At 58.6% G+C, this 24,043-nt stretch carries 22 protein-coding genes, 1 tRNA gene and 3 pseudogenes; 15 read left to right on the top strand and 11 right to left on the bottom strand.

Translation table 11 applies throughout. From position 1 onward, the window contains the following. Positions 1–371 precede the first annotated feature (371 nt). Positions 372–1,283 (bottom strand): LysR family transcriptional regulator, encoded by a 912-nt coding sequence (locus AC5ZGW_RS40760; protein WP_130231311.1) that lies wholly within the window; start codon positions 1,281–1,283, stop codon positions 372–374. 907 nt (positions 1,284–2,190) lie between these two features. Between AC5ZGW_RS40760 and AC5ZGW_RS40755 the strand changes: the two genes are divergently transcribed. Then, on the top strand, positions 2,191–4,767 hold the full coding sequence (locus AC5ZGW_RS40755) for an ATP-binding protein (RefSeq protein WP_130231313.1): 2,577 nt from the start codon (positions 2,191–2,193) through the stop codon (positions 4,765–4,767). 280 nt (positions 4,768–5,047) lie between these two features. Here the strand turns inward: AC5ZGW_RS40755 and AC5ZGW_RS40750 are convergent. Both AC5ZGW_RS40750 and AC5ZGW_RS40745 read right to left on the bottom strand, forming a co-directional pair. Beyond that, a pseudogene (locus tag AC5ZGW_RS40750) lies at positions 5,048–5,674 on the bottom strand (ATP-dependent DNA ligase); the annotation flags it as partial. Positions 5,675–6,531: 857 nt separating this feature from the next. Further along, positions 6,532–6,681 (bottom strand): hypothetical protein, encoded by a 150-nt coding sequence (locus AC5ZGW_RS40745; protein ID WP_165435632.1) that lies wholly within the window; start codon positions 6,679–6,681, stop codon positions 6,532–6,534. Between the two features lie 148 nt (positions 6,682–6,829). On the opposite strand from AC5ZGW_RS40745, the gene AC5ZGW_RS40740 reads away from it, so the two are divergent. The 3 genes from AC5ZGW_RS40740 to AC5ZGW_RS40730 all read left to right on the top strand — a co-directional run bounded on the left by AC5ZGW_RS40740 (position 6,830) and on the right by AC5ZGW_RS40730 (position 7,995). Then, entirely contained in the window at positions 6,830–7,183 is a 354-nt protein-coding gene (locus tag AC5ZGW_RS40740) for a nuclear transport factor 2 family protein (RefSeq protein ID WP_463327741.1), read from the top strand. Positions 7,184–7,484: 301 nt separating this feature from the next. Further along, a complete protein-coding gene (locus tag AC5ZGW_RS40735) occupies positions 7,485–7,667 on the top strand; it encodes a hypothetical protein (protein ID WP_245475048.1) in 183 nt (60 codons plus the stop codon). A gap of 106 nt (positions 7,668–7,773) precedes the next feature. After that, on the top strand, positions 7,774–7,995 hold the full coding sequence (locus AC5ZGW_RS40730; RefSeq protein ID WP_130229609.1) for a hypothetical protein: 222 nt from the start codon (positions 7,774–7,776) through the stop codon (positions 7,993–7,995). 233 nt (positions 7,996–8,228) lie between these two features. Here the strand turns inward: AC5ZGW_RS40730 and AC5ZGW_RS40725 are convergent, their stop codons facing one another. Both AC5ZGW_RS40725 and AC5ZGW_RS40720 read right to left on the bottom strand, forming a co-directional pair. Then, positions 8,229–8,438 carry a PRC-barrel domain-containing protein gene (locus AC5ZGW_RS40725; protein ID WP_130229608.1) on the bottom strand — a complete coding sequence of 70 codons (210 nt, stop codon included), beginning with the start codon at positions 8,436–8,438 and terminating at the stop codon, positions 8,229–8,231. 46 nt (positions 8,439–8,484) lie between these two features. Further along, positions 8,485–8,685 carry a hypothetical protein gene (locus AC5ZGW_RS40720; protein WP_165435542.1) on the bottom strand — a complete coding sequence of 67 codons (201 nt, stop codon included), beginning with the start codon at positions 8,683–8,685 and terminating at the stop codon, positions 8,485–8,487. A 93-nt stretch (positions 8,686–8,778) separates the two neighbouring features. Between AC5ZGW_RS40720 and AC5ZGW_RS40715 the strand changes: the two genes are divergently transcribed. Then, positions 8,779–9,054: a hypothetical protein gene (locus AC5ZGW_RS40715; protein WP_130229607.1), complete on the top strand. Its 276-nt coding sequence runs from the start codon at positions 8,779–8,781 to the stop codon at positions 9,052–9,054. Between the two features lie 748 nt (positions 9,055–9,802). Here AC5ZGW_RS40715 and AC5ZGW_RS40710 read toward each other — a convergent pair. Next, positions 9,803–10,003, bottom strand: a complete 201-nt coding sequence (locus AC5ZGW_RS40710; protein WP_130229605.1) for a hypothetical protein — start codon at positions 10,001–10,003, stop codon at positions 9,803–9,805. 1,478 nt (positions 10,004–11,481) lie between these two features. Between AC5ZGW_RS40710 and AC5ZGW_RS40705 the strand changes: the two genes are divergently transcribed. The 4 genes from AC5ZGW_RS40705 to AC5ZGW_RS40690 all read left to right on the top strand — a co-directional run bounded on the left by AC5ZGW_RS40705 (position 11,482) and on the right by AC5ZGW_RS40690 (position 13,174). Next, a complete protein-coding gene (locus AC5ZGW_RS40705) occupies positions 11,482–11,736 on the top strand; it encodes a hypothetical protein (protein ID WP_130229602.1) in 255 nt (84 codons plus the stop codon). Between the two features lie 87 nt (positions 11,737–11,823). Then, the gene (locus AC5ZGW_RS40700) at positions 11,824–12,159 is read left to right on the top strand and encodes a transposase (RefSeq protein WP_245475046.1); all 336 of its coding nucleotides are present in this window, start codon (positions 11,824–11,826) and stop codon (positions 12,157–12,159) included. 296 nt (positions 12,160–12,455) lie between these two features. Next, positions 12,456–12,989, top strand: a complete 534-nt coding sequence (locus AC5ZGW_RS40695; RefSeq protein ID WP_130229601.1) for a hypothetical protein — start codon at positions 12,456–12,458, stop codon at positions 12,987–12,989. Positions 12,990–13,000: 11 nt separating this feature from the next. Next, positions 13,001–13,174 (top strand): hypothetical protein, encoded by a 174-nt coding sequence (locus tag AC5ZGW_RS40690; RefSeq protein ID WP_165435541.1) that lies wholly within the window; start codon positions 13,001–13,003, stop codon positions 13,172–13,174. A 1,807-nt stretch (positions 13,175–14,981) separates the two neighbouring features. Here the strand turns inward: AC5ZGW_RS40690 and ligD are convergent. Beyond that, positions 14,982–15,902: a non-homologous end-joining DNA ligase gene (ligD, locus tag AC5ZGW_RS40685; protein ID WP_130229600.1), complete on the bottom strand. Its 921-nt coding sequence runs from the start codon at positions 15,900–15,902 to the stop codon at positions 14,982–14,984. Between the two features lie 151 nt (positions 15,903–16,053). Between ligD and AC5ZGW_RS40680 the strand changes: the two are divergent. Both AC5ZGW_RS40680 and AC5ZGW_RS40675 read left to right on the top strand, forming a co-directional pair. Next, positions 16,054–16,221: pseudogene (locus AC5ZGW_RS40680) on the top strand (DUF3606 domain-containing protein); the annotation flags it as partial. Positions 16,222–16,529: 308 nt separating this feature from the next. Beyond that, the gene (locus tag AC5ZGW_RS40675; RefSeq protein WP_130229599.1) at positions 16,530–16,913 is read left to right on the top strand and encodes an NUDIX hydrolase; all 384 of its coding nucleotides are present in this window, start codon (positions 16,530–16,532) and stop codon (positions 16,911–16,913) included. 421 nt (positions 16,914–17,334) lie between these two features. On the opposite strand, the pseudogene AC5ZGW_RS40670 reads toward AC5ZGW_RS40675, so the two are convergent. The 3 genes and pseudogenes from AC5ZGW_RS40670 to AC5ZGW_RS40660 form a co-directional block, all read right to left on the bottom strand. Next, positions 17,335–17,995, bottom strand: a pseudogene (locus tag AC5ZGW_RS40670) (SOS response-associated peptidase). Between the two features lie 268 nt (positions 17,996–18,263). Next, the gene (locus AC5ZGW_RS40665) at positions 18,264–19,400 is read right to left on the bottom strand and encodes a YaaC family protein (protein WP_130229598.1); all 1,137 of its coding nucleotides are present in this window, start codon (positions 19,398–19,400) and stop codon (positions 18,264–18,266) included. 491 nt (positions 19,401–19,891) lie between these two features. Next, positions 19,892–20,260 (bottom strand): hypothetical protein, encoded by a 369-nt coding sequence (locus tag AC5ZGW_RS40660; protein ID WP_130229597.1) that lies wholly within the window; start codon positions 20,258–20,260, stop codon positions 19,892–19,894. Between the two features lie 326 nt (positions 20,261–20,586). On the opposite strand from AC5ZGW_RS40660, the gene AC5ZGW_RS40655 reads away from it, so the two are divergent. Then, positions 20,587–20,895: a hypothetical protein gene (locus tag AC5ZGW_RS40655; RefSeq protein ID WP_130229596.1), complete on the top strand. Its 309-nt coding sequence runs from the start codon at positions 20,587–20,589 to the stop codon at positions 20,893–20,895. Between the two features lie 609 nt (positions 20,896–21,504). Here the strand turns inward: AC5ZGW_RS40655 and AC5ZGW_RS40650 are convergent. Then, complete coding sequence (locus AC5ZGW_RS40650; protein ID WP_130229595.1) at positions 21,505–21,795, bottom strand: DUF7684 family protein; 291 nt, start codon at positions 21,793–21,795, stop codon at positions 21,505–21,507. A gap of 386 nt (positions 21,796–22,181) precedes the next feature. Here AC5ZGW_RS40650 and AC5ZGW_RS40645 point away from each other — a divergent pair. The 3 genes from AC5ZGW_RS40645 (at position 22,182) to AC5ZGW_RS40635 (ending at position 23,639) form a co-directional block, all read left to right on the top strand. Next, positions 22,182–22,255: transfer RNA gene (locus AC5ZGW_RS40645), tRNA-Asn, on the top strand. 883 nt (positions 22,256–23,138) lie between these two features. Continuing rightward, on the top strand, positions 23,139–23,333 hold the full coding sequence (locus AC5ZGW_RS40640; protein WP_130229593.1) for a hypothetical protein: 195 nt from the start codon (positions 23,139–23,141) through the stop codon (positions 23,331–23,333). A gap of 120 nt (positions 23,334–23,453) precedes the next feature. Beyond that, a complete protein-coding gene (locus AC5ZGW_RS40635; protein WP_130229592.1) occupies positions 23,454–23,639 on the top strand; it encodes a hypothetical protein in 186 nt (61 codons plus the stop codon). Positions 23,640–24,043 lie beyond the last annotated feature (404 nt).

Here is a 24,043-nt window from a genome sequence, read left to right as displayed (position 1 = left end):
CGAGAGCCGGATGCGGGAGATCTGCCTGTCCGGTTCGACGAGCGGGATGTGGAAACGGAGTCACGGCTACACCACTAGGGCACCGCCAGACGAAAGGGGCGGGAACAGATATGTGTAGCCTAAAGCCACCGCGCCACATCTCGACTCCACCCAAATCGAGAAGAATCAGCGCGAGCATATGTTTTCCGCTTTGCCCTCGAACTCGGATATTGCTCGACGCATTCGGCTAAGGCGAGCGACCGAAAAGGAAGACGTGCGGCGCGGAAAACCACGGCTTCCCGACCCGCGTCCTGCGTGTTGCCTCGCTGCGGCAGCAAGCAACCTGCCGGTCGCTAGCGAATTTTCTTGACCGATCGGCCAGCTCGCCGGCGTTAGAACGTTCGGCCCGCTGTGCGCCCCATGTCTCGTGCAATTCGCTCGATCAGCCAGCTCCCCGCCGGCCCTGGCGGACTATCGTTCTTGTGCACGATCTGCAGGGGGTATTTGCTTCCGCGAAACTCGGACAGCCGGAGATGGGTCAGGCGCCCGGCCTGAAGGTCCTCCCGAACCATGGGCTCTGGCATCCCTCCCCACCCCACGCCGGCGAGCGGAAGGGCACGCTTCCATGAGAGGTCGCCCACGCGCCAGATTGAGCCCGCGACAACGCTGTAGGTACGCGTGTCGGTCTGCCCTGAGTCGGTGAGGACAATCTGAAGGTGCTCGCGTGCAGCGGCCGCCTTCGCGCGCGCCCTTGCCAAGGGATGATCCGGCCTGGCGACCGGAATGATCCGTACGCCGTCGATGCGCACGCTCGTAAAACCATCCCCACTCATGTGGAGAAGGCCGCCAATTCCAATCCCGCAGTGACCGCTCTGCAGGATACGTTCGACGCCGCCCATCGTCTCGGAGTTCATTCGCAACGGTACTGTCGGAAACTCCCGATGGAAGGCGCTGAGAATTTCTGTAAGCTGCTGTGGTGGCACCATTTGGTCTATGGCCAAAGACACCTCGGCTTCCAACCCTTCCACGAGGCCCTTCACGCGCGCCCGCAGCATATCGGCGCCCAGCATGACCGCGCGGGCCTCCGCGACCACGGCTTCACCAGCGTGAGTCAGTTGGGGCCGGCGCGTGCTGCCGCGATCAAACAGCTGAATGCCGAGCTGATGCTCGAGTGTGTCGATGGCGTAACTAATTGCCGACGTCGCCCGATTTAGCTTCCTTCCGGCTGCGGCAAAGCTGCCTGTGTCGACCACAGTGAGAAGGACCTGCAACTGATCCAAGCTCAGTGCCGGGGCGATCGCCATTTCAGATTTCCTGAACACACTTTTCAAAATTATCCAGGTTTTCTTATCACGGATGGGGCCTCACCTAAAGGCCGTGCAAGCCGCGGCAGGGTCGCTGGTTGATCATGACCTGATCAGCTCGTCCGCTCGGTAATACGGATAGAGGAGTCGAACATGGCCAAGCCAAAGATTGCGATCATCATCGCACGTCGCGCCAATTGCGTTTCGGCGATAAGCCTCCTCAGTGGCTCATGGGGATCGCCCGATCGCGCGGAGACGCATCCTCCACCCGCACGTCAAATCGCACAGGAGCGTAGGATGGCCGACAAACCGAAAATCGAGGTATTCAGCGCGGGTTCCGCGATTTGCCAAGACGCAATCGAGACAGTCAAGCGAGATGCAGGTTCCTGCTGGGAAGTGATCGTGCACGATATCAAAGATATGCAGGTCGTCAGACGCGCGAAGCTACTGGGTATTCGTTTCGTTCCCGCCGTCGTGGTCGACGGCAAGTTGCGTCCTGTTCCGCTGACAGGGGGGCGATATGGGCATGTTGAAACACAGACTGGCCAACGTCCACACATGGCACCTACAATCGTAACCGTTCTTAGACGGACTGAAACAGCGCTGCAATACGGCCGGTTCAGTTTGATCATAGCCCGTCGCCCTGCCATCCTTTGGCATCAACATGAGACAGCCAACCTTCATGGCCATGGGTGCCACCCTCCGTGTCGCTCCCGCGTAGGCCGGCGGGACGTGAATCTTCTAGTGCTTGGTTTCTGCCGTCGCGCCGCTGTTCCATGCGCCAGCTTATGGTCGATATGACCGTCAGCCGATCGTGGTGTTCGCCCGAACGCTCACCGTCGCAGCGCTTGTCGGTGGACTGGCACGCGCGGTCTCATGCGGGTGATCGTGGGTAGGAAATGGTCGAATGAGTAGCCTGTTATCACGTCTATTCGTGCTGGTGGCTGCGGCCATGCTGCCGGCCATCGCGATACAGGCGTACAATGAAATCGACCTGCGTCGCACGCGCCAAGTCGAAGCGCGGGACGAAGCACTCGGCCGTGCCAAGCTCGCCGCCGCTGAGCAGCAGCAGATCGTCCAGGGAGTTCATCAGGCCCTGATTGCGCTCTCGGAGCATCCGGCGATCAAGGCGAAGGACGCCGACGGATGCAACGTCTATCTGTCCAGAATCAAGGAACGCTATCCGGGGTTCATCAGCTTTGACGTGGTCGACATCAATGGCAGCCGCATCTGCGACACAAGCAGCGATCATAAGCCAACGACCGCTGCCGGGCGGGCCTACTTCGCCCACGTCCTGAAAACCGGCGAATTCACAGTCGGAGAGTTCGCGATCAGTCGAGTGACCGGCAGCAAGGCCCTCCATTTTGCGCTGCCATTCTACGACGACGAGGGCCACATGGGTGGCGTCGTTATCGCCGCTCTCAGCCTCGATTGGCTCGCTGACTACATCGCAAAAATGGGCGTTCCGGAGGGAGCCGCGCTCGCCATCACGGACCGCAACGGCATCGTTCTCGCTCGCTATCCTGGTAACGCTCTGTTCGTCGGCAAGAAGTCGCCCGCCCGCAGAGACCCGATACTCGACAATGGGACCGTGGCGGAGATGGCTGGCATTGACGGCGTGCGAAGGATCGTCGGCTTCGCCGCTGCGGGGCAAGATCTTCTTGTCAGCTACGGCCTCGGCAGGGCGCAGACTTTCGCCAAGATGGAACGTCGCACGCAGCGCGACGTGTTGTTCATCGCTCTGAGCACCCTGATTGTCTTGGTCCTGACGGTGTGGGGCGGCCAACGGTTCATCCAACGCCCGTTTGCGCAATTGGTTGACGCCGCGAACCGGTGGCGGCTCGGCGACTTTGCCCGGCGTATGGACATCCGGGACAACTCGGAAATTGCGCGGGTCGCCGGCGCGTTCAACGCCATGGCCGATGCGCTGAAGCACCGCGAGCACGAATTGTTCGAAGCGAAGGAGAAGGCCGAGGAAGCGAGGGAGAAGGCCGAGGAAGCCGCGGCTCAAATTACGATGATCTTCGAGAGCACGACCGACAGCGTCCTCATTATCGATCAGAACTGGCGCATCAGCTACCTCAACGGACAGGCTTGGTCGCAAATCGCCGAAGGACGCGATCTCATCGGAATCAACCTGTCGGACGTCTTTCCCCAAGTCGCCGAAATGGATGATCTCTTGAGCCAACTCCGGGAGGCGATGTCGGAGCAACGCCCGGTCTTTGCAGAAGCGTTCTGCACCCTCAAAAATATCTGGTACGCGATCAGTGCGTTCCCCTCGAGCCAAGGTCTCGCGGTGTTCGTCAGAGACATCACCGATCACAAGCTTGCCCTGGAGGAGCGCCGCCTGATCGAGGAGCAGTTCCATCAGAGCCAGAAGATGGAGTCCGTCGGCCAGCTCACCGGTGGCGTCGCGCACGACTTCAACAACCTGCTCACGGTGATCGCCGCGAACCTCGAACTCATCCAGGTTAACGACGATATTGGCAAAGCCCGACACTCCGCCGCGGCTGCACTGCGTGCCGTCGATCGGGGAGCAAAGGTGACGGCGCAGCTCCTCGCCTTCTCACGACGGCAGGTATTGAACCCAAGACCAGTCAACGCCAACCAGCTTGTCTGTGAGTTCCAGGGGCTCGTTCGCCACGCCGTCGGGGAAGCATGCCAAGTCAAGCTGCAGACTGATGAAGGCCTGTGGCTGTGCCATGTCGACCCGGCGCTGCTGGAGACCGCACTCCTCAACCTGGCCGTAAACGCGCGTGACGCCATGCCGGATGGCGGCGTGCTCGAGATCGAGATGAGGAACATCGTCGTTGATGCAGGGGCGGTGGCGGGGTGCCTGCCCGGATCGTACGTCAGGCTGTCCGTCAGAGACACTGGTTGTGGAATGCCCCCCGAAGTGCGGGATCGGGTGTTTGAGCCCTTCTTCACAACAAAGGAAGTTGGCAAAGGTACCGGGCTCGGCCTCAGCATGGTCTACGGCTTTGTCCGTCAGTCCGGGGGGCACATTGCCATCGAAACCGCACCTGGAAAGGGGACCACCGTCGCTCTCTACTTACCCAGAGCCACGCAAAAGCCTGACGCCGAGATGGAAGACATCCAGCCCGAAGCGATACCGGCAGGCTCGGAGCGAATCCTGGTTGTCGAGGACAATTTCGATCTTCTGGACCTCACCTCGGCGATGCTGACCAAGTCGGGCTATCAGGTTCGCTGCGCTCGAAACGGCGCGGAAGCACTTCAGCTGCTCAGCGGCGAAGAATTTGACCTCCTGTTAAGTGACATCGTGATGCCAAACGGGATTAACGGCATTGAGCTTGCCCGCGAAGCGCGGCGATTGAACAGGCGCATCAATGTCCTGCTCGCCTGCGGCTATGCGGGAGACGTGTTGGAACGACATCAGGCGGTGGGCGAATTTCCGATTATCGACAAACCGTTCCGCATGTCAGAATTGGCGGCGCGTCTGCGGTCAATGCTGCACGAAGGTTGAGATGATCTCCTGCCGTTGCTTCCTTGCGGCGCGTGGCGCCATTGACGAGGGTTATCGGGACGCCGGGCGAAGCTAACCTATACTTCCTTCACATTTGACGTAGATCCCGGTGAAAAAACTCCAAACCGCGGACGGGCAGCAATCGAACGAGCCTTGGTCCGCTTCGGGTCACGAGCCGTAATGCTCGCGGCGAGCAAATCACGTCAGCTCTGCCTGCGAAACGAGACCTGAGCGAGACATGCCAAATCCGTCGCGATGCCCAAAAGTCGACATTCTGGTCGATGATCAACGTCTCCCGCTGCGCGCAAGGCTTCTTCACCCAATTGCGGCCACGGCCCGAGATATAAGGGCTATCGGCGACCTTCGAGACCACGCCCTCATAGCCAGCCTTGCAGGCGTGACCGAACATCGCACGGCCGTCGACCTCGAAGCTCTCGCTGAATTGGACATCGGTGCCGGCGATGAGTCTCCTTAACTCGGCCGTGCGCGTGGAGAGCGGCAGCTTCCGCAAATCGTGACCGTCGAGATAGAGCAGGTCGAAGGCGACCAGGATGATCTTCTTTGATCGGCCCTTGAGCTCGTTTTGCAGCACCGAGAAATCCGTAGTGCCGTCTTTGGCCGGCGCGACCACCTCGCCATCGATGATCGCGCTGGCGGCGGAGATGTGCCAGGCGTCGGCGGTGATCTAACGGAAGCGGTGGGTCCAGTCATGGCCTCGCCGCGTGAAGATCTTGACGGCCTCATTGGCGATGTGGGTTTGGACGCGGTAGCCGTCGAACTTGATCTCGTGGATCCACCTGGCGCCGGTCGGCACCCGTTCGACGTCGATCGCTAGTGCCGGCTCGATGAAGCCGGAGTAGGCAGCCTTGACGCCGATCGGCACCGGTTTCTTACGCTGAAACGCCACGCCAAGGAATCCCGACGCTATGTGCTGATCAAATTGGCACAAAAGAAATCGTTCCGACCCTGCAACCTGTCGCACCCATCCGAATTTTCTTGTACGCTAGGCTGTGGAATGTCTGCCGCCATGGCCTGGAAATCGCGCCTCCGCTTAACACAGTTAGGTGGACGGCTGCTCGAGAGCGGGTCATGCTATTTTTTCCCGAGGGAGACGTAGATGGCTTTTCCGATCGAGGCTGATCCCAAAAAGGACCCTCAAGTTGTGATTATCGTGGTTGATCGGCTGGAACAGGAGAGGGCTCAGCTGCTTGCTCTTCGAAAAAAGGTGTCCGACGCGGCACACACGTGCCAGTCCCTGGGCGCCGGCCGAACGCTGGGTGGAGTTCCGTCCCACTCAAACCAAGGAAGTGAGCCATGAAGGACCTCCCAGGAAAGTGGCGCCGACTCCGCGCCGATGCAAAGCATTTTGCCCTCTTGAAAGCATTTTGCCCTCTTGAATGTGTCGGCGACAGATCCAAGTCAACGCGAGCTATTCAAGCGTTTAGGTGATGAGCTTGCCATCGGCGCCTTACCAGCCACTACACGCCGTAGCCGAGGGCAAGGATCGGAAGGCCTGCGCCGGCGATTGGCCCCGGGGCTCCGTTGGTGTGCCCGTGTCCGTGTGCCCGGTTTTGACGAACTGGGCTGTTTGGAGCTCTGGCAGAGGTCGCCAGCATTGCGCACAAAAGCCAGCAGCCCTAAGGCTGGGTCACCAACCCTCGGCGCCGCGCTGAGAAACAACACGGCGTCCGCACGCATCAGCGACGCCGACGGGGGGTACCTTGAAAAAGCCCAGTCACGCCCGATGGCTGCTGACGATTAGAACTACTCCTCGGGACTCCATAGGTCCGCTTCCATTTCTGCAACGATGTCTTGCAAGAGACGGATTGCGAGCGGGTCGGTGACCTCGCGTTCCATCATGCGATAGCGCATCAGCCGCTCTTCAAGTTCCCGCTGTTGCTCGTCGTCGGTCATTGCGCACTCCTTGCGTGAGCAAGACGCGCGAGGAGACTGATGGTTGCCGGAACTTGAAAAATTCTCGGCAGAATTTGGGCGGTTCACAGTCCATTCAGGCCAAAGCCCGTACTCATCTCCGCGGGAAGCGTCAACGAGGAGGTGTAACATGTCGAACGCTCGCGAGGGCTTCGATGCGATCGATATCGTTGTCGATTGGATCGACGCCTGTAAGCAGGGTCGGTTGGATGATTTGCTAGATCTCTATGATGAGGCGGCTACGGTCGAGTGCTGCGAGGGTGGGCGCTTTCAAGGCCGAGCCGCGATGAAATGGTACTGGGGTCAAAGGCTCGCGGCATCCGCAGCCGATGCTTTCGGGATCGACGCATTGATGCCGGAGGGGGACGGCCTCTCGCTCGACTATCGCGGATATGACGGCAAGCGCGTGCGGACGCATTTCCGGTTTACCGATGCCGGAAAAATCCGGCTCACGGCCTGCGTGCCGATCATAGAGGCTGTCTAGTGCGTCGCTATCGGGGCCGGCGTGTCAGAATGGCCGTCCAGGACGGTATTCGGCTTTCACGGCTGCGCCGTGGCAGAGGGCGCTCTGACGGAGGGGCCGTAACGGGGCTCTACATCCAGGCACTGGAAAGCGGCCCCTGCCTCGGAGAGAGGAGCAAGGGCCGCTTTCTCCTACAGGCGTTCCAACAGACGCAGAGGGCGAACGGCCGCCCGGCCCGATCGTTCCAAGTTAGGAGTTGCTGTGGAACGAATGGCCTTGTCACGCGTCATGAGCGTGCTGGGAAAAGCGCGGACATTGGATCGTGAGAGGCAAGTATACTCGCGAAGCGGCAGCGACGCTGCTCCGCTTTGCAAAATCGACTTCCGACCGCAACCTGGCGGCCGCATTGGTGGAGAAGGCCGCCGACCTCAACGAGCGGGTCGAGGACTTGGCTCTTTTCAGCAAGGACGAGAGCGGCGCTGCTGCGCGCGAGCAGAAGCAGTAGCCGTGGCGGCTGGACGGGAAGCCAAGCGCCCGTAGTTCTCCGACCGTGTACAAGGTTCCTATACTGTGGTTTCCTTGCTCGCCGGCATGGACTTGGGCGGTGAGAATTGGCCATTTATCGACTGTTGCTAAACTCCGGGGTGAAGCCGGAGGAGATCAGCCGCATCACAGCGGCTTACGAGCGCGCATTGCATACCCTGTGCGTCAAGGATCGCGACGACCCTCTAACGGAAATGATCGCAAAGAAGGTCATCAAGATCGCGCAATCCGGCATCAAGGACCCCGCCCAAATTTCGGCTCTGGCCATCAAAGAACTCGAAATGCGATAGGCCGGCGCCGCTCGCATCTCCCGTGTTTGGAACCGAAACCTTTCTAACCCATGTGCATTTCATGACGGGGCTTCGCGAGATGCGAGGCAGCATGAACCCTCTCTCAGCGGGCGATGTGTTCCTGACCGTCGCCATCATGTCGACGACGTTTCTGCTCGAGGTCGGCTTCTTCATCCTGATCGGAATGTTCTGAAAAGAGCGCGCAGGTGGACAGCGGGGGCCGGTGCAAGAAATTAGTCCTCAGGGAACTTGATGGTTGAGACCGGCCATTTCCCGTCGTGGCCTTTGATCGAAATCCGAAGGCCGTGCAACTCATCCAGCCAAACGTTCTCGACCGTACCTGCCTTTCCGTTAGTAAGGACGACGGCGATGCCGATCAGTTCGGATTGTGCCTCACCGAACTCACTCAAAATTTTTGACGCACGAAGCTTGGCCGATGACACTGCTCGCCCCTGTTCCGCCGAGCCGTCTGTGCTGCCCCATCGCAGCTTACCGGCGCGGCTTGTCCCAATGCTCGGCCGCTGGGATGATCGATGGTGACTGCTCTTCCAATGCGCGGAGCCGGTTGATTTGCGTTGGAACGTTCGCCGGTAAATCCGGCTCTGGTTTCAGCAACGCACGCAATCTCTCGCCGATCTCTCGAACAATGGCGCGGCCGTGTTTGTGGTCTATGTCAATGCGGTTGGACATCACGAAGCCTCGTGCGGGTAAGAATGCCGCCCACCACAGACCCACGCCCACGCCACCCGTAGCTCCTCCCAACTTGCCGAGCACCCCTGGCAAATGGACCCGGAGACCGCCGCTTTTGGCTATCTGCGCGAGCGCTTGTTCCGACAACAGCGGGTCTTGCGACCTTTGGCTATCCGCGACATGCGCCGTGTAGTTTTAACGGCGAGCGGCGGTCTCATGGCTTCTGAAATCGTGGCGGGAGCTTTCGTTCCCAATCTCTTGCCATTATGGCTGGGAAAATTTCTCGGAGCGCAGGAGCCGCTGTCGCTTCGGCGCAGCGTCGCGGCCCGCGACCGATTCACCCCCGCGATCGTCCAGGGTCTTGCCTAGTGGGTGGCGGAACAAAACCACAAGAGTTTCCTTGTCTTGTTTCGGAGGTTAAAAATGAGAACCTCTGCATTGGTTGTTTTCGCTTTGATGGTCATTTCCCTGTCGCCCGGTACAGCTATGTCTCAGGGCTTCGAAATCGGTCCTGGCGGAGTGCGTGTCTACGGGCAATGTGAGGAGCTAAGACGGTCGTGTGAGAGGGGCGAAGGCGGCTGCCGGCGATATCGGGAAACCTGTCAAAGGGGCGCTCGTCGTGGCGATGTGTGTGCAGAACTGAGAGCCGCATGCCTGAATAAGGAACGCCTGGGCGAGGAAGGCATGGGCAATTGCCGAAGGTACCGCGAGACCTGCCGTTGAACTCTGGGGAAGGGCCGCACCCCGAGATCAATCGCCGATCTGCTCGTACGCGAACGGAAGCGTCCGTGAGGTAGATAGCTTCTTGTTGGTATGGCGAGCTAGGCAGCCTGGTGTGGCGGCAGCTCCAACGCGGCCCGTCGCCCGACCTCGGTCAGGCCGCTGAGCGTTCGATCGCCGCCTTCCGCGCATTCGATAATCCTGCTCGCAATGTGACCGCGAGCCTCATGATTATTGCTGCCTTGCGGCAGCGCCTGACAAGCCCTTTCGAGCGCGACTTGCATGTGGGCAAAGGTCCGGCTGTCAAACCTATCTGCAATCAACATAATCGGGACCTCCTGGGCCGGCTGAAAAGGTGGAATCCTCGGCCTCCATCAAAAGCTTTTCGAGCCTTCCGTCATGTCTTCATCGTTGTTGATCCCCGCCCATCGGGCTTGAACACGGCGATGCGCCGGTCGAGCAACCAGAGTTCCAAGCCATTCTCATTCAGCAGGGACTTCGCGCGCTCTCTCGCTGTCTCATCGTCTGGACATTCCAGATCGAGCCGGTTCGCGACGTGGCCGGTCTCATCCAAGAGATAGGCGCGATAGGTCGCCATTGGTGCAATCCCCTCGAGCCAGGGAACTTAGTACATTTTCGGCGGCAACAAAGAACCAGAGTTGCGGCAATGCACCTAGCTGGTGCGGCGCGAAAGCTGGAGACCACCGAATATTTGTCCGCTTGCCTCCACCTACTTTTTTGACTGCCGGTTTTCCAACGGAAGTCAGATCACGCCCACAATGATGAAAAGTCCGATTTCAACCAGTAAGACCGCCCCTGTCATGGCGGAGACAAGAAACAGGTCACCCGGTGATAGGAACCGCATGTCTCACCTCACCATTTCGAAGAAACGGCCCCTACATCAAGGGGGCAGGATGCTGGAGCCGTTTCTCCGAGATCCTTGACGCGTTCATCCGGCGCCAAGTGCTCCAATCTTAATCCAAAGTTAAATAGCGTCCACATTTAATTTGTTTAATTTACGTGTATATATTTACCCCAGAATTTAATATAGCAAATATTCAGACGATGGGGATTTACGGATTTCTCCTCCGTTCTCGGGTGAGATCGGACACGGCTGGTGCACGTCGCTCGCCTCATTTTCACTGATTAGCAACCATAGGAAATGATCCGAAAATTTTAGCGAAACAATTCAGCCGCCTCCACGTCGGTTTGCCGGAGGGCATCGATCATGACAGAGCGCCAGTTGAGAGACCGAGAAGTCGAGATCGTGCGCTATCGCCTGTTGGAGCGGGAAGTCACAGATCCGCTTGCCACGTGTCTGCTTCACGCCATTATCGAACAACTCGAAGCTGATCTACAAAGGGATCGGGACATCGGTCAGAGACCTTGTGAGTGTAGGCCGCTCTGATAGAGGTCAACCGACAAGCTGCCGGCAACCCATCACAATGTTGATCTCGCGCTCCAGTATCTTGGATACGATGATCGAAATGTGCGGCCCGAAGCGATCTATCCGCCGCATCACGATCTTGAGCACGTCGTCCGGCAACGGGCCGCTTGCAATGTCTTCGCCTCATCCCACGGCGCCCACATCCAGACTGTCACGCATGGCTCTTTAGGGTGTATCGGCTCGACGACCTACGGAGCGGTCGAAGCAAACGGCGGCCTAGTCCTCAAGTGCAAGCACCAAGCCAACCCCGCTAGTTTTACTTGAGACCGCTCAGTTTCCGCATGTAGTAGCCTTGCCTCTGAACGGCCCGCCAAATCTCTTCGCTGACACTGGCGACGCGTTTCCTACGCCTGCGCCACCTGCCTGATGCACCGCCAGGAGGGATCGGAAATCCCCTGCGAACGACGAGCAAATCGCGCCTGCCGTTTAGATAGACATCGAACATCGCGGTTCTCCCCAGCCAACGCCAGCATATCGCCGCAGATCAGAAAGGAGCGTTGCGCGAATACAACAGCAATGCAGTTTTTTCCGCTGCTACCACTTGCCGGGTCGCCGACCCCAGGAGGATGGATTGCGAATGCGGTAGGCTAGCACCAATTGACTTGGCGACCACAGGTGAGTGACTGCAAATGTCCCTGCTTTTCCATCGTGCCGTCGAGCACATGGAAATATGGAGCGCCAGCAGCGACGGCTATTCATTCGTGATCAGCTTCGAAAGTCTTACCGGCCCTGGCTTTCGCGGAAGGCCCGGCTATGTCGCGTCATGGCGTCCGTTTGAACAGAGCCGTGGCGCGATCAGGGTCGTTGGCTCGCCCTTCAAAACTTTTGCCGAGGCCGAGGCCGCCTGCACAACTATGCTAAGTTATCTAGCCAGCGAAAATTGACGCGCAGCCCATTCGGCTCTGGCACATACGTATCCGTTCGGTGAAGGCCGCCTTGCGGAATGAGGCGTGTTGTTGAGAACTGTCCTTATGGACAGTGATAGGCGCAGTGCCCAAGTCGAACGGCTTGAGGTGGTGGACACGGGCCGGCGGCGGCGCTGGCCCGAGGATGAGAAGCTCAAGATCGTCCTGGAGAGCTTACAGGCGCCGCGCCAAGTCGCGGCAACAGCGCGGCGATATGGCGTTTCGCGCTCATTGCTGCTGCGATGGCGACGCTCGTTTCAGCCATACCGGCGATGGTGGTCGCGGAATCAGGGCCGACGCCCTGTCCAGTCGCGCCGGCGAGCAGCGGCGGGTGGATCGAGATCGAGTTTGCTGCCGGGGCTCGGATGCGGATCATGGGTACGGTCGACGCGGCGACGCTGAAGGCCGCCGCGGCGGCGCTGGCAGATGGACGCCCACGGTGATCCCCATCGCGTCGGGCGTGCGGGTGTGGATTGCGACCGGCCACACCGATATGCGGCGCGGCATGAACTCGCTGGGCTTGCTGGTGCAGGAAGCCTTCAGGCGAGTAGGGCGCCCCGGTTGGTTCCTCATTTGGAACCAGCGACCAATACCCGTGCTGGGACGTTGATGGGCATCACCGCACGGCTCTTGGTATCTATGGGAGAACGCTCGATAACCGTCGCGCTCCCGCCCACTCAGGCATAGGGAGTAGCGCTATGCTTAAGCGGCATCACTTCAAGGTGACTCAAACACTCGAAAATCGTCTGATCGAAGAGGCCAAGTGCCTACGCGAGGAAGCTAAAGCGCTCCCACCTGGCCATGAGCGGGACCAAAAGTTGCGGAAAGCGCGTCACGATGAAACCGCCGCTCACGAGGAGGACACTGACCGCGAGACCGTGCTGCGTCACCTGATGGAGGGCCAGTACCGCAACCCCATCCGGATCCAGCGAAGGCTGGCGCAGGACGCCGCGGAGGAGATCGCCGCCGAGCTGCGCCAGCGCTGCCCGGAACGGGGCGAAATTCCGGAGCAATTGGCGGCGTTCATCGGGCGCTATGGCGAGCCGTCCGCGATCCGCTGGCGCTGCCGATGCGGCTGTAGCCTTCAAATCCGGTGCGGTGTTTGCGTTTGTGATACGCTGAACCGCCACAGCGCCGAACGGCCTTTGCCTTCACGCGCGACCATGCCGGCTTTTTCCAACCGCCACAGACTTATGAGAAGCGAAGAGACTTTGCCGGGCAGCGTTTCGTGAACGGACACGTCATGGCCGAGTTTCAGCATTTCCCGGACCATGGCTTCTGCTGTCATCGGCCCGTGCTCGGCAAGGATTTTGCGTACCACTATCAGCCGCGTGCTGCTCAATTCATCCCCGTGAAAGTAGTCGTAACGCGCTATCGCCAGAACATCCCAAGCGCGACCATCAACGCAACACTTTAGCGCAATGAAAACAAACGCTGCCGCTTGCTCATTTGTTTCGACTGCCCCGCCGCAGACCAAAAGAAAGCCCCCAGAAGAGGGGGCTAGTCATTCGGGTTTAAGAGCAGCTGACAGAGAAACGGCACTTTTCTCCACCAGCACTGGTAGGGTGCCATGCCGACCTGGGGGATCAATTACTTAGATTAAGAAAGCCACCACGGTGACCTGGATGTCAGGCGCGGATTGTGCCGTTGGGCCTTACGGCATCGGCCTTGGCGGCCACCTATCCCGCAATTCGGCATGGAGGGCATCGGCATGGGCGCGGGGAATAGGCGCTGATGCGAGCGGGCGGCTCGTCCCAAAGGCGGGCCTCTCTCTTTTGACCGTGGGCCGTGGGGCTGGTGATCGGTGTTGTGACGGGAGTGCCCCGACGCCAACCATGCAGGATCAACGCCGGGGCGTGCCGTCTTTCGGCCGACCACTGGGGCTGGGGGCTGTAGGTGATCGGCGAGAGCCAGCGCCGCACGATAAGCACGCCGACGCCGCAAGGGCAGCGCAGTTTGTGCCGCCGTCCCGGCGTTTTTAGGTTATACCCCGATATGATCTCATTTCGCCGCGCGAACAGCGGGCTGCGCGCTATCGCCAAAACACAGCAAACGCGACCATCATTGCCGCCGCCACACAGCGAGTCCGACAATGTAGGGCATGTCGCGTTCCTCGCGCGGCGTCATCATCATGTCCCGTCGTTCACTTAATCCGAACCAGCGCTTGCGCATCCGTTTCCGTCGATAGGCGAGAGCGCTGCCCCGACGCGACTTTCGTGGGGGAGCACGCCGGGGCTGCGCTTCCTCTTCGGCCGACCATTGGTCTGGAGGAATCGAGATGATCGGCCAGGAGGTTGCACGCCGAGCCAAGCGCCGCGTGGGCAGGAAGTCTGTGCACTTCTGCACACAGATGGCGCAGAAATTCGTGAGATCAATAATGTCGGTTAGGATCGGACGACGGTGGGGCTGGTGATCGCCCCCGCGGGGGGCTCTTAACCCAGGTTGTTGATCGCGCCGGTCGGCATGGCACGCTTGCGCGCCGGTTGGAGAAGTCCCGTTTCTCCCCCAGCGTTTCAGAGCAGTAACTTCGACAGCCTCCGAAGGGAATCCCTTCGGGGGCTCTCTTTTGATCGGCTTAAATCAGTTGAATTGCTCCCGCCATCGACGTAGCACCATGCCTTCCCTCCGGAAATAGCTACTGCAGACCTCGCTCCAAGGATGTATATTTCACAGCTCACAATTCGGGCTGGGGATGTGTCATGCTGGACACTGACCGTTTATTCACCGCGTTCGTTCTCACGCGGGCGCTCTCACGACAGTCATGACAGCGTTTGCTCTTCTCGCGTTTTGAGCGAAGTCTTGGCGATCAGACCCACGTCTCCACGACCTGCGGCTCGTCGTCGGCCGAGTGCGACCTGCAGTGCAGGCCTGCAGCTTCGAACGCGTAGCGCAAGATTTTCAACCTGCGGTCCGACCGTACGCAGCATCACGGTGGTGGGCTGCGGCACCTCGCTGCCGCTAGCTTCGAACAGGCGTGACGTAGCAGCGGGGGAATTCCATCTGCTTCGATCACCCTAGACTTGCTCGCAATGACTCACTCCAGGCAGGGCCGAGCGCGGCATATTCGATAACGTCGGGCGGGGGCGGCGTCGCCTTCGCCTTTCCCTTATTCAGATGGAGCTGGATCCGTCGTAGATATCGCCTCTGGGAATCCCGGCCTTGAATGGAATAGCAAGCGAGATTTGCCCCTGCACTGCCGCTCGTCAGGAACTTCCGGCGGTCCATCATAGATCCTCCCGCAGGCCTTTAAAGAATGGGTGCCGCACCTTGCCCGCGGCCGACTTGGCGCGGTACTCGATTTCGGCCAGCAGCGTCGGCTCAACCCAGATGCCCTTGTGCGCGATCCGCTTGGTGTAGGGTCGCGTCTTCCGGATCAGCGGCGTCAGGCGCTTCCGCAAGTCGGCCGCGGATGCCTTATCGAAGCCGTGGTCGACCTTGCCGGCGTAGATCAGCTCGGCGCCCTTACGCCGGCCGAGATAGATGCCGTCCCATTTTCCTTCGTCCAGGGCGAAGCCGGCGATCGTCAGCGTCTCCCGCTGCGCGCACGGCTTCTTCAACCAATTGCGGCCGCGGCCTGAAACGTAGGGGCTGTCGGCGATCTTCGACACGACGCCTTCGTAGCCGGCCTTGCAGGCGTGTGCGAACATCGCGCGGCCGTCGACGTCGAAGCTCTCGCTGAACTGGACGTCGGTGCCGGCGATCAGGTTTTTCAGGGCAGCCTTGCGCGTGGAAAGCGACAGCTTCCGCAGGTCGTGGCCGTTGAGGTAGAGCAGGTCGAACGCGACCAGCACGATTTTCTTCGACCGGCCCTTAAGCTCGCTCTGCAGCACCGAGAAATCCGTGGTGCCATCTTCGGCCGGCGCGACCACTTCGCCGTCGACGATCGCGCTGCCGGCGGAGATGTGCCAAGCGTCGTCGGCGATCCTGCGGAAGCGGTGGGTCCAGTCATGGCCGCGACGGGTGAATACCTTGATCGTCTCATTGGCTAGGTGGACCTGGACGCGGTAGCCGTCGAACTTGATCTCATGAATCCATCTGGCGCCGCTTGGCACGCGCTCGATCTCGGTGGCCAGCGCCGGCTCGATGAAGCCCGGGTAGGGAGCCTTGGCGCCGATCGCTGCCGACTTCTTACGCTGAGACGCCACTCCACAACTCCAAGGGCGAAGGCTAAATCAAATGAGGTCGTCTCGATTGGTTCCGGAGCGCCGCCCCTTTGCCGGGAACTAGGGACGTGCATCCCGCGTTGCGCCGATACAGTAAGGGAGGCCAGAATGGCGAAAAAGGCAAAGAAACAGACAGCGGGGTCGCAAGCAGGATCGCGCGCGTGTTGCCGGCGGGCAGCGGCACGAAGTCAGTTATGAATCCAAGAAGACCGGCCGATCAGCCACGAGCGTGAAGAAGGCGGTCAAGAAGGTCGGCAACAGCAGGAAGCGCGTGGAGAAGCGGCTCGCGCGGAAGAGATAGAAACCGCTTGGCTTATAGTGCATTACAAGAGCGGCCAAACGGTGCCAATTTGAGTGGCCCAGCCAACCGGTGGCCTCAGCTTCCACTTTGCCGAGGCCCTTCTCACTACACCTCGGGATTTACTATTTCAGGTTATCTGCCGCCGGATTGCTTACCGGTAAGGTTGTCAGTGCCCGGGCCGACGTTCGCCTTCATCACGTATCTCCTTATCCAGTGATGCGGCCTAAAACCAATTGATGTAAGTGGTTCCTACTTCTCGCGCTCCGGCGCTGTCTCATCAGGTTTAGGCCAGGCTGGGAGAGCTGAGGATGGCGAAGTCGTCTAAACTCGTCGCAGCAAAGCGGGGCAGAGTTCTGCTGGTGAGGCGGCGACGTGATGGTTTGTGGATGTTTCCAGGCGGCCGTAAGCGGACGAGAGAGACCGAAAGGGAGTGTCTGCGACGAGAGCTCAGGGAGGGGCTTCCAGATATCAAGGTCGGCAGAGTGCGTCTTTGGAAAGAACTGAAGGCCAAGAATAAGCGGTCCGGCCGCAAAATGAGCGACGTCATCTTTGTCGCCAAAAACGCGAAGGGGAAGCTGACGATCGGTGATAAAAAGGAAATCGATCGGGTAGCCTGGCACAAGCCGGGAGCCGTCCGTTTGACGCCGACGTCGCGCTACATTCGCGACCGGCTCTTTCCAGATAAAGATTGAACAAGCTGGCAGGCACGTCTTGCGCTTTGGTTCTTCGATCGCTAGTAGGACTTTTCTGTGGCCGACAGAACAGCTGGCGAACGTGAGCGGCCGAGTGGCAGCTGGCCTTGAACCTCAGCTTTTACTTTGAGGCGACATCCCTCAATGGAGCCGCTGGCGCAGCTTCTCGATGATCTCGCGCAGGTCGCGCGCATACTCCTCGAGGATACGTAGCGCCTCCTCTAAGGGTGACGACTTGGGCTTCGACGACGCCTGTCGATCTGGTTCCTCGGACCTCGTCATAAGTTTAATGCTTGGTCGAGGATCGAGCGCGACCGTTGATTTAGATCAAGGCCAGCCGCCTCACCCCAACCGGGTAGGCGCCACTATGCTGATGTTTCCTGACACCAAAACACGGTGCGGGCCAAACCGCAGGCCGGTGTCAGGCTGCCAGCTTGTCTTCTTTGTCCGGCCCTCTCAGGACGATCTTGAGCGCATGATCCGGCAACGGACGCTGCAGCGCTTTAGCTTCATCCCACGGTGCGCGGAGCCAGACGTCGCGTTCCTCGTCGGTCGTCAGGACCATGGGCATCGCCTTGGGGTGGATCGGCGCGACGATCGCATTCGGCTCGGTGGTGAGGAAGCCATAGACGAGATGAAGACCGGGGACCGGTTTCGACTTGGTGCCCCGGTCACCCTTGAACTCGGTCCAGATCCCGGCAAATGCCGTAAGCGGCCGGTCCTCGTTCAGCGCGAACCAGACCACGTCCTTTTTTTTCGTGGCCGGATTTGGCTCCGGCGCGTATTCAGCGAAACTGTTGAAGGGGACCAGGCACCGGTTCTCCGGCTTCAGCAGCCGCGCCAGTGCGGCGAGCTGGTCCTGCGGATATTCGTCACGGGCGGACCGGGTTTGCTCGGCGGAGGCGGCATGCCCCAGCGCATCAACACCATTTCGCGGCCGTCGGCACCGTTGCGCACACGGGGGCCGGATAATCAGGAAACACCCCGGGCATCGGCGGCAGGTTGCCGACGTAGCGGTTGATGACTCGGAACAGCGCGCGGATCGCTTCCTGGTTGGAGGTGATGCTGTAGAGGTTGCACATTACGAACTTGCTGCGCTGATCATGGTGATGGGCGGTAGTGCCATCAGCGCATACCCGAAAATAGAAGCATCCCACTATCCCAAGCTGGCCAAGGAACGGCATCCCGACATACGTCCCAAATTCCCATACAAACCGCCCCGGTTCAGCAGCGTAATCGAGCGAGTAGCCGTTGCGGACGAGCCATGCGGCGAGATCGACACCATCTACTGCGCAGGTTGCCCCTTGTCCATCGGGGTAGGAGTTGACTTATCAAGACACGAGCCACGTCCTATCCATAGAGGTTTCGCGAATTTGCCCAATCGATAGATTTTTCGACAAGCTTCGGAAAGTCGCTGAGCACTTTGGCTGAAAATGCCTCAATTATTGAAAGCGCGCGGTCATCCGCTGCACGTCTCTCAAATGCCGAATGAGAAAGAGCGTGCTGCCAGACTTGGGGTCGATACCGCACCAAAGAACTCAGGAGAAATGCGCCGCAAAACTGTAGGGCAAACTCCGACAGGTTAACTCCGTTCAGTGGTTGGATAGCGGTGGGATGATCATTGGTGATGCCCCCAGCCAAAGCAGGCAATATCGACGAAAACGGAATGCGTACCTGACTCGGATATGGCGCTGCACTAAAACCACTTTCGGTTTCAATGAGGAATTTATCGGAAAACTCACCGTTAGAGGGCTTATCAACGTTATGGGAAAGTAGGACCGTGTTGTCCCATGCATGACCGGCTTCGCAAAGACACCATTGCCGCAGAAACGGAAATTTCTGACGCCATTTGTCTATGACCAACCGCAGGTCATTCCTGTCGGCTATCAAATGGGGATCGTCAATTCGCAGCTCGACATCATTACCTCTATGATAGAAGCTTATCGACCAACAGGCTGCATCTTCGGAAAACGTCCGTTGATAAAGCCTCTGCAAGCTTGGAATTCTGCCGAGGATGTCTTTGAAAGAGCAAGTGGTACCACCCAATGCAGCGGCGGAGTCGAAGGGCTTTGGCTCTGAGCGCGGCATAGAATTATCGAAATAATTCAGCCGACCTAAAGAGGCGACTACGTCATTGAACTGCGCGAACAAACCCTTTTGGTGGAATTTTAGTGTCAAGTCTTCAATTTTTGAAGTGGGTTGCGCTACGTCAGACAACCCATGAGATTGTGCGATCGTTGATATTGATTGGATGTTGCGCGCAAGGACGATTGCTTTGGCAAAGCCAACCATGCCGTAATAGATCTGCAATGGCTGTACTTGGAGCGGAGCGGAAGATGCTATTTCGAAAAACAATCTGCCTTGCTGCAAGCAAGCGGCGATATCTCGAGCGACTTCAGTTGATGGGGTCTTTCCAGTTGATTTCTTAATGATTGTTTTGAGATTTGTGGTGCTTTCAAGGAATCTGATGTCGTTCCAATCTTGCATCTAGCCCGCCTTGTCTTCTTTGTCCGCGCCCTGGCATCGCGATCTTGAGCACATCATTCGGCGGGGATCACCAAAGAACTCACCGCGATGTTTTCCGTTCAAACGCTCTGAGGATGGCCGCGCCTCCCTGCGTCCCAGGACCAAGCGAAGCGCCACGAGCCAGCTTTGGATCGTAGTTCGCAAGTTTATGGTCGTCTATTCCGATTGATTTGATCCCCCTTGATACGATGACGGTGATTTCCCCCATTTGAGCACGCGGCACTAGGCTTTGCACAAATTCCTTCGCCTTCCGCACCGATGGCAGGCTTGACCTAAGGGAGGCTGCTTTGAACGTCCGTGAATGGTACGGAAAGATTTCTATCGCAGCTAATCGCTGCGATAGCGAGCGCAGCGCGGCAGCGTAGTCATTCCCGCAATGGTCGCTTGCAATCTGCTGGATGACTTTCCGTAGCTTCCGTTCCCACCACTGGAAGCCTCCCGTCCAGGCGTAGTCAGGATTTAGGGACAGAAAAGGATACTTCTACCTCAGCAAAGTTCTGCCTGATGATTAAACGGACCTGCTCGGCGTGCTCTGCATCTTCCTCGGTCTGGTAATCGCTGAGGCCGAGACCGGGATTGAGCATGATGATGAAAATATCCGCCCTCAATAGATTGCCCTGATAGGACACAGGCAGGAGTCCTAAGTGAAGCGAGCCATCGTTTTCGTCACCAAAGGTGGGGTGCTCAACGAATGCGCGATGACTTCGAAGGGTAATCTTGCTTATGTTCGTAGCCGCATCAATGGATGATCGGTCATCGTCGTGAACGTATGGAGGCTGGCTCAGATCACAATTCTTCCAAAATTCGACAAGTTCGATCATTTCCCCGCAGCCTGAATGTTCGGACGTTACAAAACTGGTGAATAGCTCTGCGCCGCTGCTGATCTTCCTTGTCCGCCCCCGCGCAAGACAATCCGCAGCGTATCATGCGGCATTGGCCTTCACCCTGTCTGAAGGCGCGCGCATCCAGGGCGGTATTAGTCTTAGCACCTGCTCAAAGCTCCCGACTACATCGTCTTGGTACGCCAACGCGATTTGTCCTCCTCAACGTGATGCAGTTCGCCGTTTATAGGCCTCAATCATTTCAGCCGTCACGTCGCTTGGATAACAGAGCGGAGCCGCTCCGCCAGGTCGCGAGTACGCTGTCGTTGACGGCCGATATCAAGCCGGAAGCGCTCATGGTGGTCGGCGGTGGCGATCGCGGGTACTTCTTCTCGACCGGGTCAATCACCTTCATCGGCAGCCTATGCCACAATCGTTACGACAACGACGTGTCCCGCATCCTCGCAAATGTCGTCCGCCGGTTTCGGAAATGCCCACGAAATCCAAGCAAGAGCGGGATGGGGAACGCCAGCTGCACCACGAAATCAATTCGCACGTTTTCTGTACCGCCCGAAGGGTTCGTCCTCGTGCGCTCTCTTCGGATGGAAGGTCGTTCGGGTGACCATCCACCTTAAGCTGAAAAGAACCTCAGCCCGCCATGCCTTGTTCCTACAGTCAGCCGCTCAGCCTCAGTGATGGCGGCAACAACACGGGCGAAAAAGCTTTTCACCGGCATCCGAGGCATCAGTCATACCGACGAATAGCATAAGTCAATCACCAGCCAGAGTTCACTTTGGAACCCAAGAGCCCGGAGATCGTTGTTCCGCATCACCGGCCGAGGCTCTGCCCGTAGGCGTCGGTGGCTGAGAGACCGTCGCGCTCCCGCCTGCACAGCGAGGGAGCGCTTCATGGATCAACGCACGCCGTCCCGTTTTCCACTCGAACAGTATTTCCGACAAACAATCGAGCAGACGCGCGAACTGTTGCACCGGTCACGTGAACTGCTCCGGCAGCCGATGCCTGACATGTTCCTCGGCCGGAAGACACAAGAGCCATTCCCTCGGCGGGATGACGCGTGAGGCCATCCCAGTCTCGGCCGTTTCAGCGCCTCGACGCGTGTCGCCTACTGGCCCGATGGCGAAGTCTTCAGAGAGCGCTCAGTGGTCTGCTCTCCAGGGCGGACCGAACGTCGCAAGCAATCCGCTTGGACGGCGCTTTTGACCCATAGCGGATATCCTTGCGGACTATAATTTTACTATTTGGACCGGCCGATCTCGCTCGTCGTTCCACCAACCAGCGAACTCCAACACCTCCTCCACCGACTCATTCGAGTGCGAGGTGGTGGTAACAAAGCGCGTGTCATCCGACGCGTCGCCCACCACGAGTTCGTCGATGATATCCTCTATCCGCGCCGCGCCTTCTCCGACGACTGCAATAAGAGCAACTTTATCGCGAAGGCACGGCTCGACGAAGGCGCTCAATAGGTCTTCGTTCGATAGTGGCAGGTGAAGAATGACCCTCGACGCATAGCTCATGATTGGTGCCCATGTCCGCTGCCCTCGCACGGCACTTGGCGAATGGGCGCTGAAGCGACCGGACCAGGTGCAACGCGGACGTCATTGTAGGCCGAGGTGGTTTGCTTGGCTCGATTGCGTTTGCGTTTCATGCCCCGTGATTTAGTCCCACGGCCACCAAGCTTCATTGATCTACGTTAGTCTATGCTGCTGGCTAGTCCCAAAGGCGAGGTCGAGTAGCGCTGTAAGGGCTCAACGAAACGGCCTCAGCCTGTCACCGCTGGGGCCGCCAACCACACGACTGGTTTTCCTCCGGCCGGGGGGCTGAGGGTGCAGTCGCAACCGGGACCGGAGGCGCAGAATCGACCATCGTCGATCAATTTTGTTCCTTGCTCAGCCGAAAAGATTGGAGAGTGGCGCAGCGGTAGCGCAGGGCACCGTTAATGCCGTGGTCGCAGGTTCGAATCCTCCTCTTCAGCCAAATAACGCGGAACGGCGGGCTTATCGTGGCAGTCGATGAGCGGATGGTTTCAGCCATTGGCTCAGTTGCGCTCCAGTCTCGGCTTGCCGTGCTCTGCGAATAAGTCGTTCGCGTTCGATACCCGGGTGAGTGCCTTGGGCCTGTTTGCGCAGGCGTGCTGCTTCTTCAGCTAGCCGTTCTTCGAGTGGTCCTGATTGTTGGAGACGACGCCGCTCTTGCATGCGCTGCTCCCTATTTTGAGTGGGGGCGGGAGCGCAACCGGCGTTCTCATCACCGATAGATGCCAAGGTCAGTGCGATGATGCAACGACAATAGAGGAAATCAGACTTCGTTCCTAATCGAATGATGCCGGTTTTCCCCGCTGTTCTGTCACATCATCGTCGCGGAAGAGCGCCGGCCGCTAACATGGGTTAGGCGGTCAAGCGCGCAACCATTCAGCCGGCTTAGCTCAATAGGTAGAGCGCCCGCATTGTAGGTGGGCGATTGAATCCTGGCTCTTCAGCCAAGACAAGTAGCGATCGGAGACGCATCGATGGCGGATGTCGGTTTCATTGATTTAGATCAATGGTGCCCGTGTGGTTTCTCCGACCAGAGGGTATGAAGCCGCCGCCAGAGGATCATCGCTCCGGTCAGGAAGCGCCAAAGCCCGAGCCTTCGCGCTTGGAGGAGGCGCGCCGAGCCGTCCAAGAATACGCGGGCAATCTGCGGGAAATCATCAAGAAGCTCCGGAGTCGTCTCGAGCACTAAGGCTGCCGCAGCGCACAGCGATCCTCCTTATCCAGATGCACCCACTTGTAGGGCGCTGCCCCATGAGTCTAATCGCGCACCCTTGCTCTCGTGTTATGATTTCTGCCATGCTTTGCCTACGTAAGGAGTGCGGACGGTGAGGCAATCCAAGCAATACCGGAAACAAGCAAAGAGCGCAGAGCGCATCGCGCTCGCACTCGCCGATGCTGAAATCTCAGAAACCTTCCTCAATCTGGCGAAGGCGTACCGCAGTCAGGCCGACGTGCTCAAAGCTAAGGAAAAGCTGAAAACCAAACAAAAACCGGGCAAAAAGCAACCCGGAAGTAAGTAACTCTTCGCATCTCATCTCGGTCTATTTTGGAACGTGATTTGGCTTGATCTCGTCGCTTCTCAGGGGGTTGCCAGCGGATTCCATGTTGCCTAATCTTCCCGCCGTCTGCGGGAGCGACTCATGAAAGACATGCAAGCGCACTTGGAGAAGCTTCGGAATGAAGCGGCAGAGTGCGATTTAATCAGCAAGCTCGCGACCAACGCGACCAAGAAAGCGCTATTCGCCAAGCTCGCCGAACATCACCGAGCATTGGTGAAGGAAGTGGAGCAAGCCATCGCGGCTTCCTCGATAAACCTCAACGATTGAATCTGATGTCGCTGTCGGTGAGCGGCGACAAGGAACTATGGTGAACAGTCACAGGCCGCGACGGTGAGCGGACAAAAGGGACGGCACCATGACTTGGCTCGATTGCGCTTGTGGACCGAACCCTTGACCTTAAGGTTGAACTCTAAAATGCAACAGCGCCGCCTGACGGAGTATATTCGTCACGGGGCGCTGCGCTAAATACTGGGCCCTGAAAACCCCCAGTGCATTTCTGTCTCCGGATGCCGAAAAAGGTTCAAGTTCCCGGAGAAAATTGTACTGTCCGCGCCTAAAGCGGAATGAAGTTAGCTTGAATCGATTTGGGATTCGCAAATCAGGCGGTTTCTGATTCACCATGCTGGCTGGGCTGGAGGCCGGCATGGATGGGCAAGCCTTACTCTTTGGAT

It is taken from the genome of Bradyrhizobium sp. Crot121 (assembly GCF_059512385.1).
Note: the sequence above shows the minus strand (reverse complement) of the source record. Positions and strands in the feature narration are given on the sequence as shown.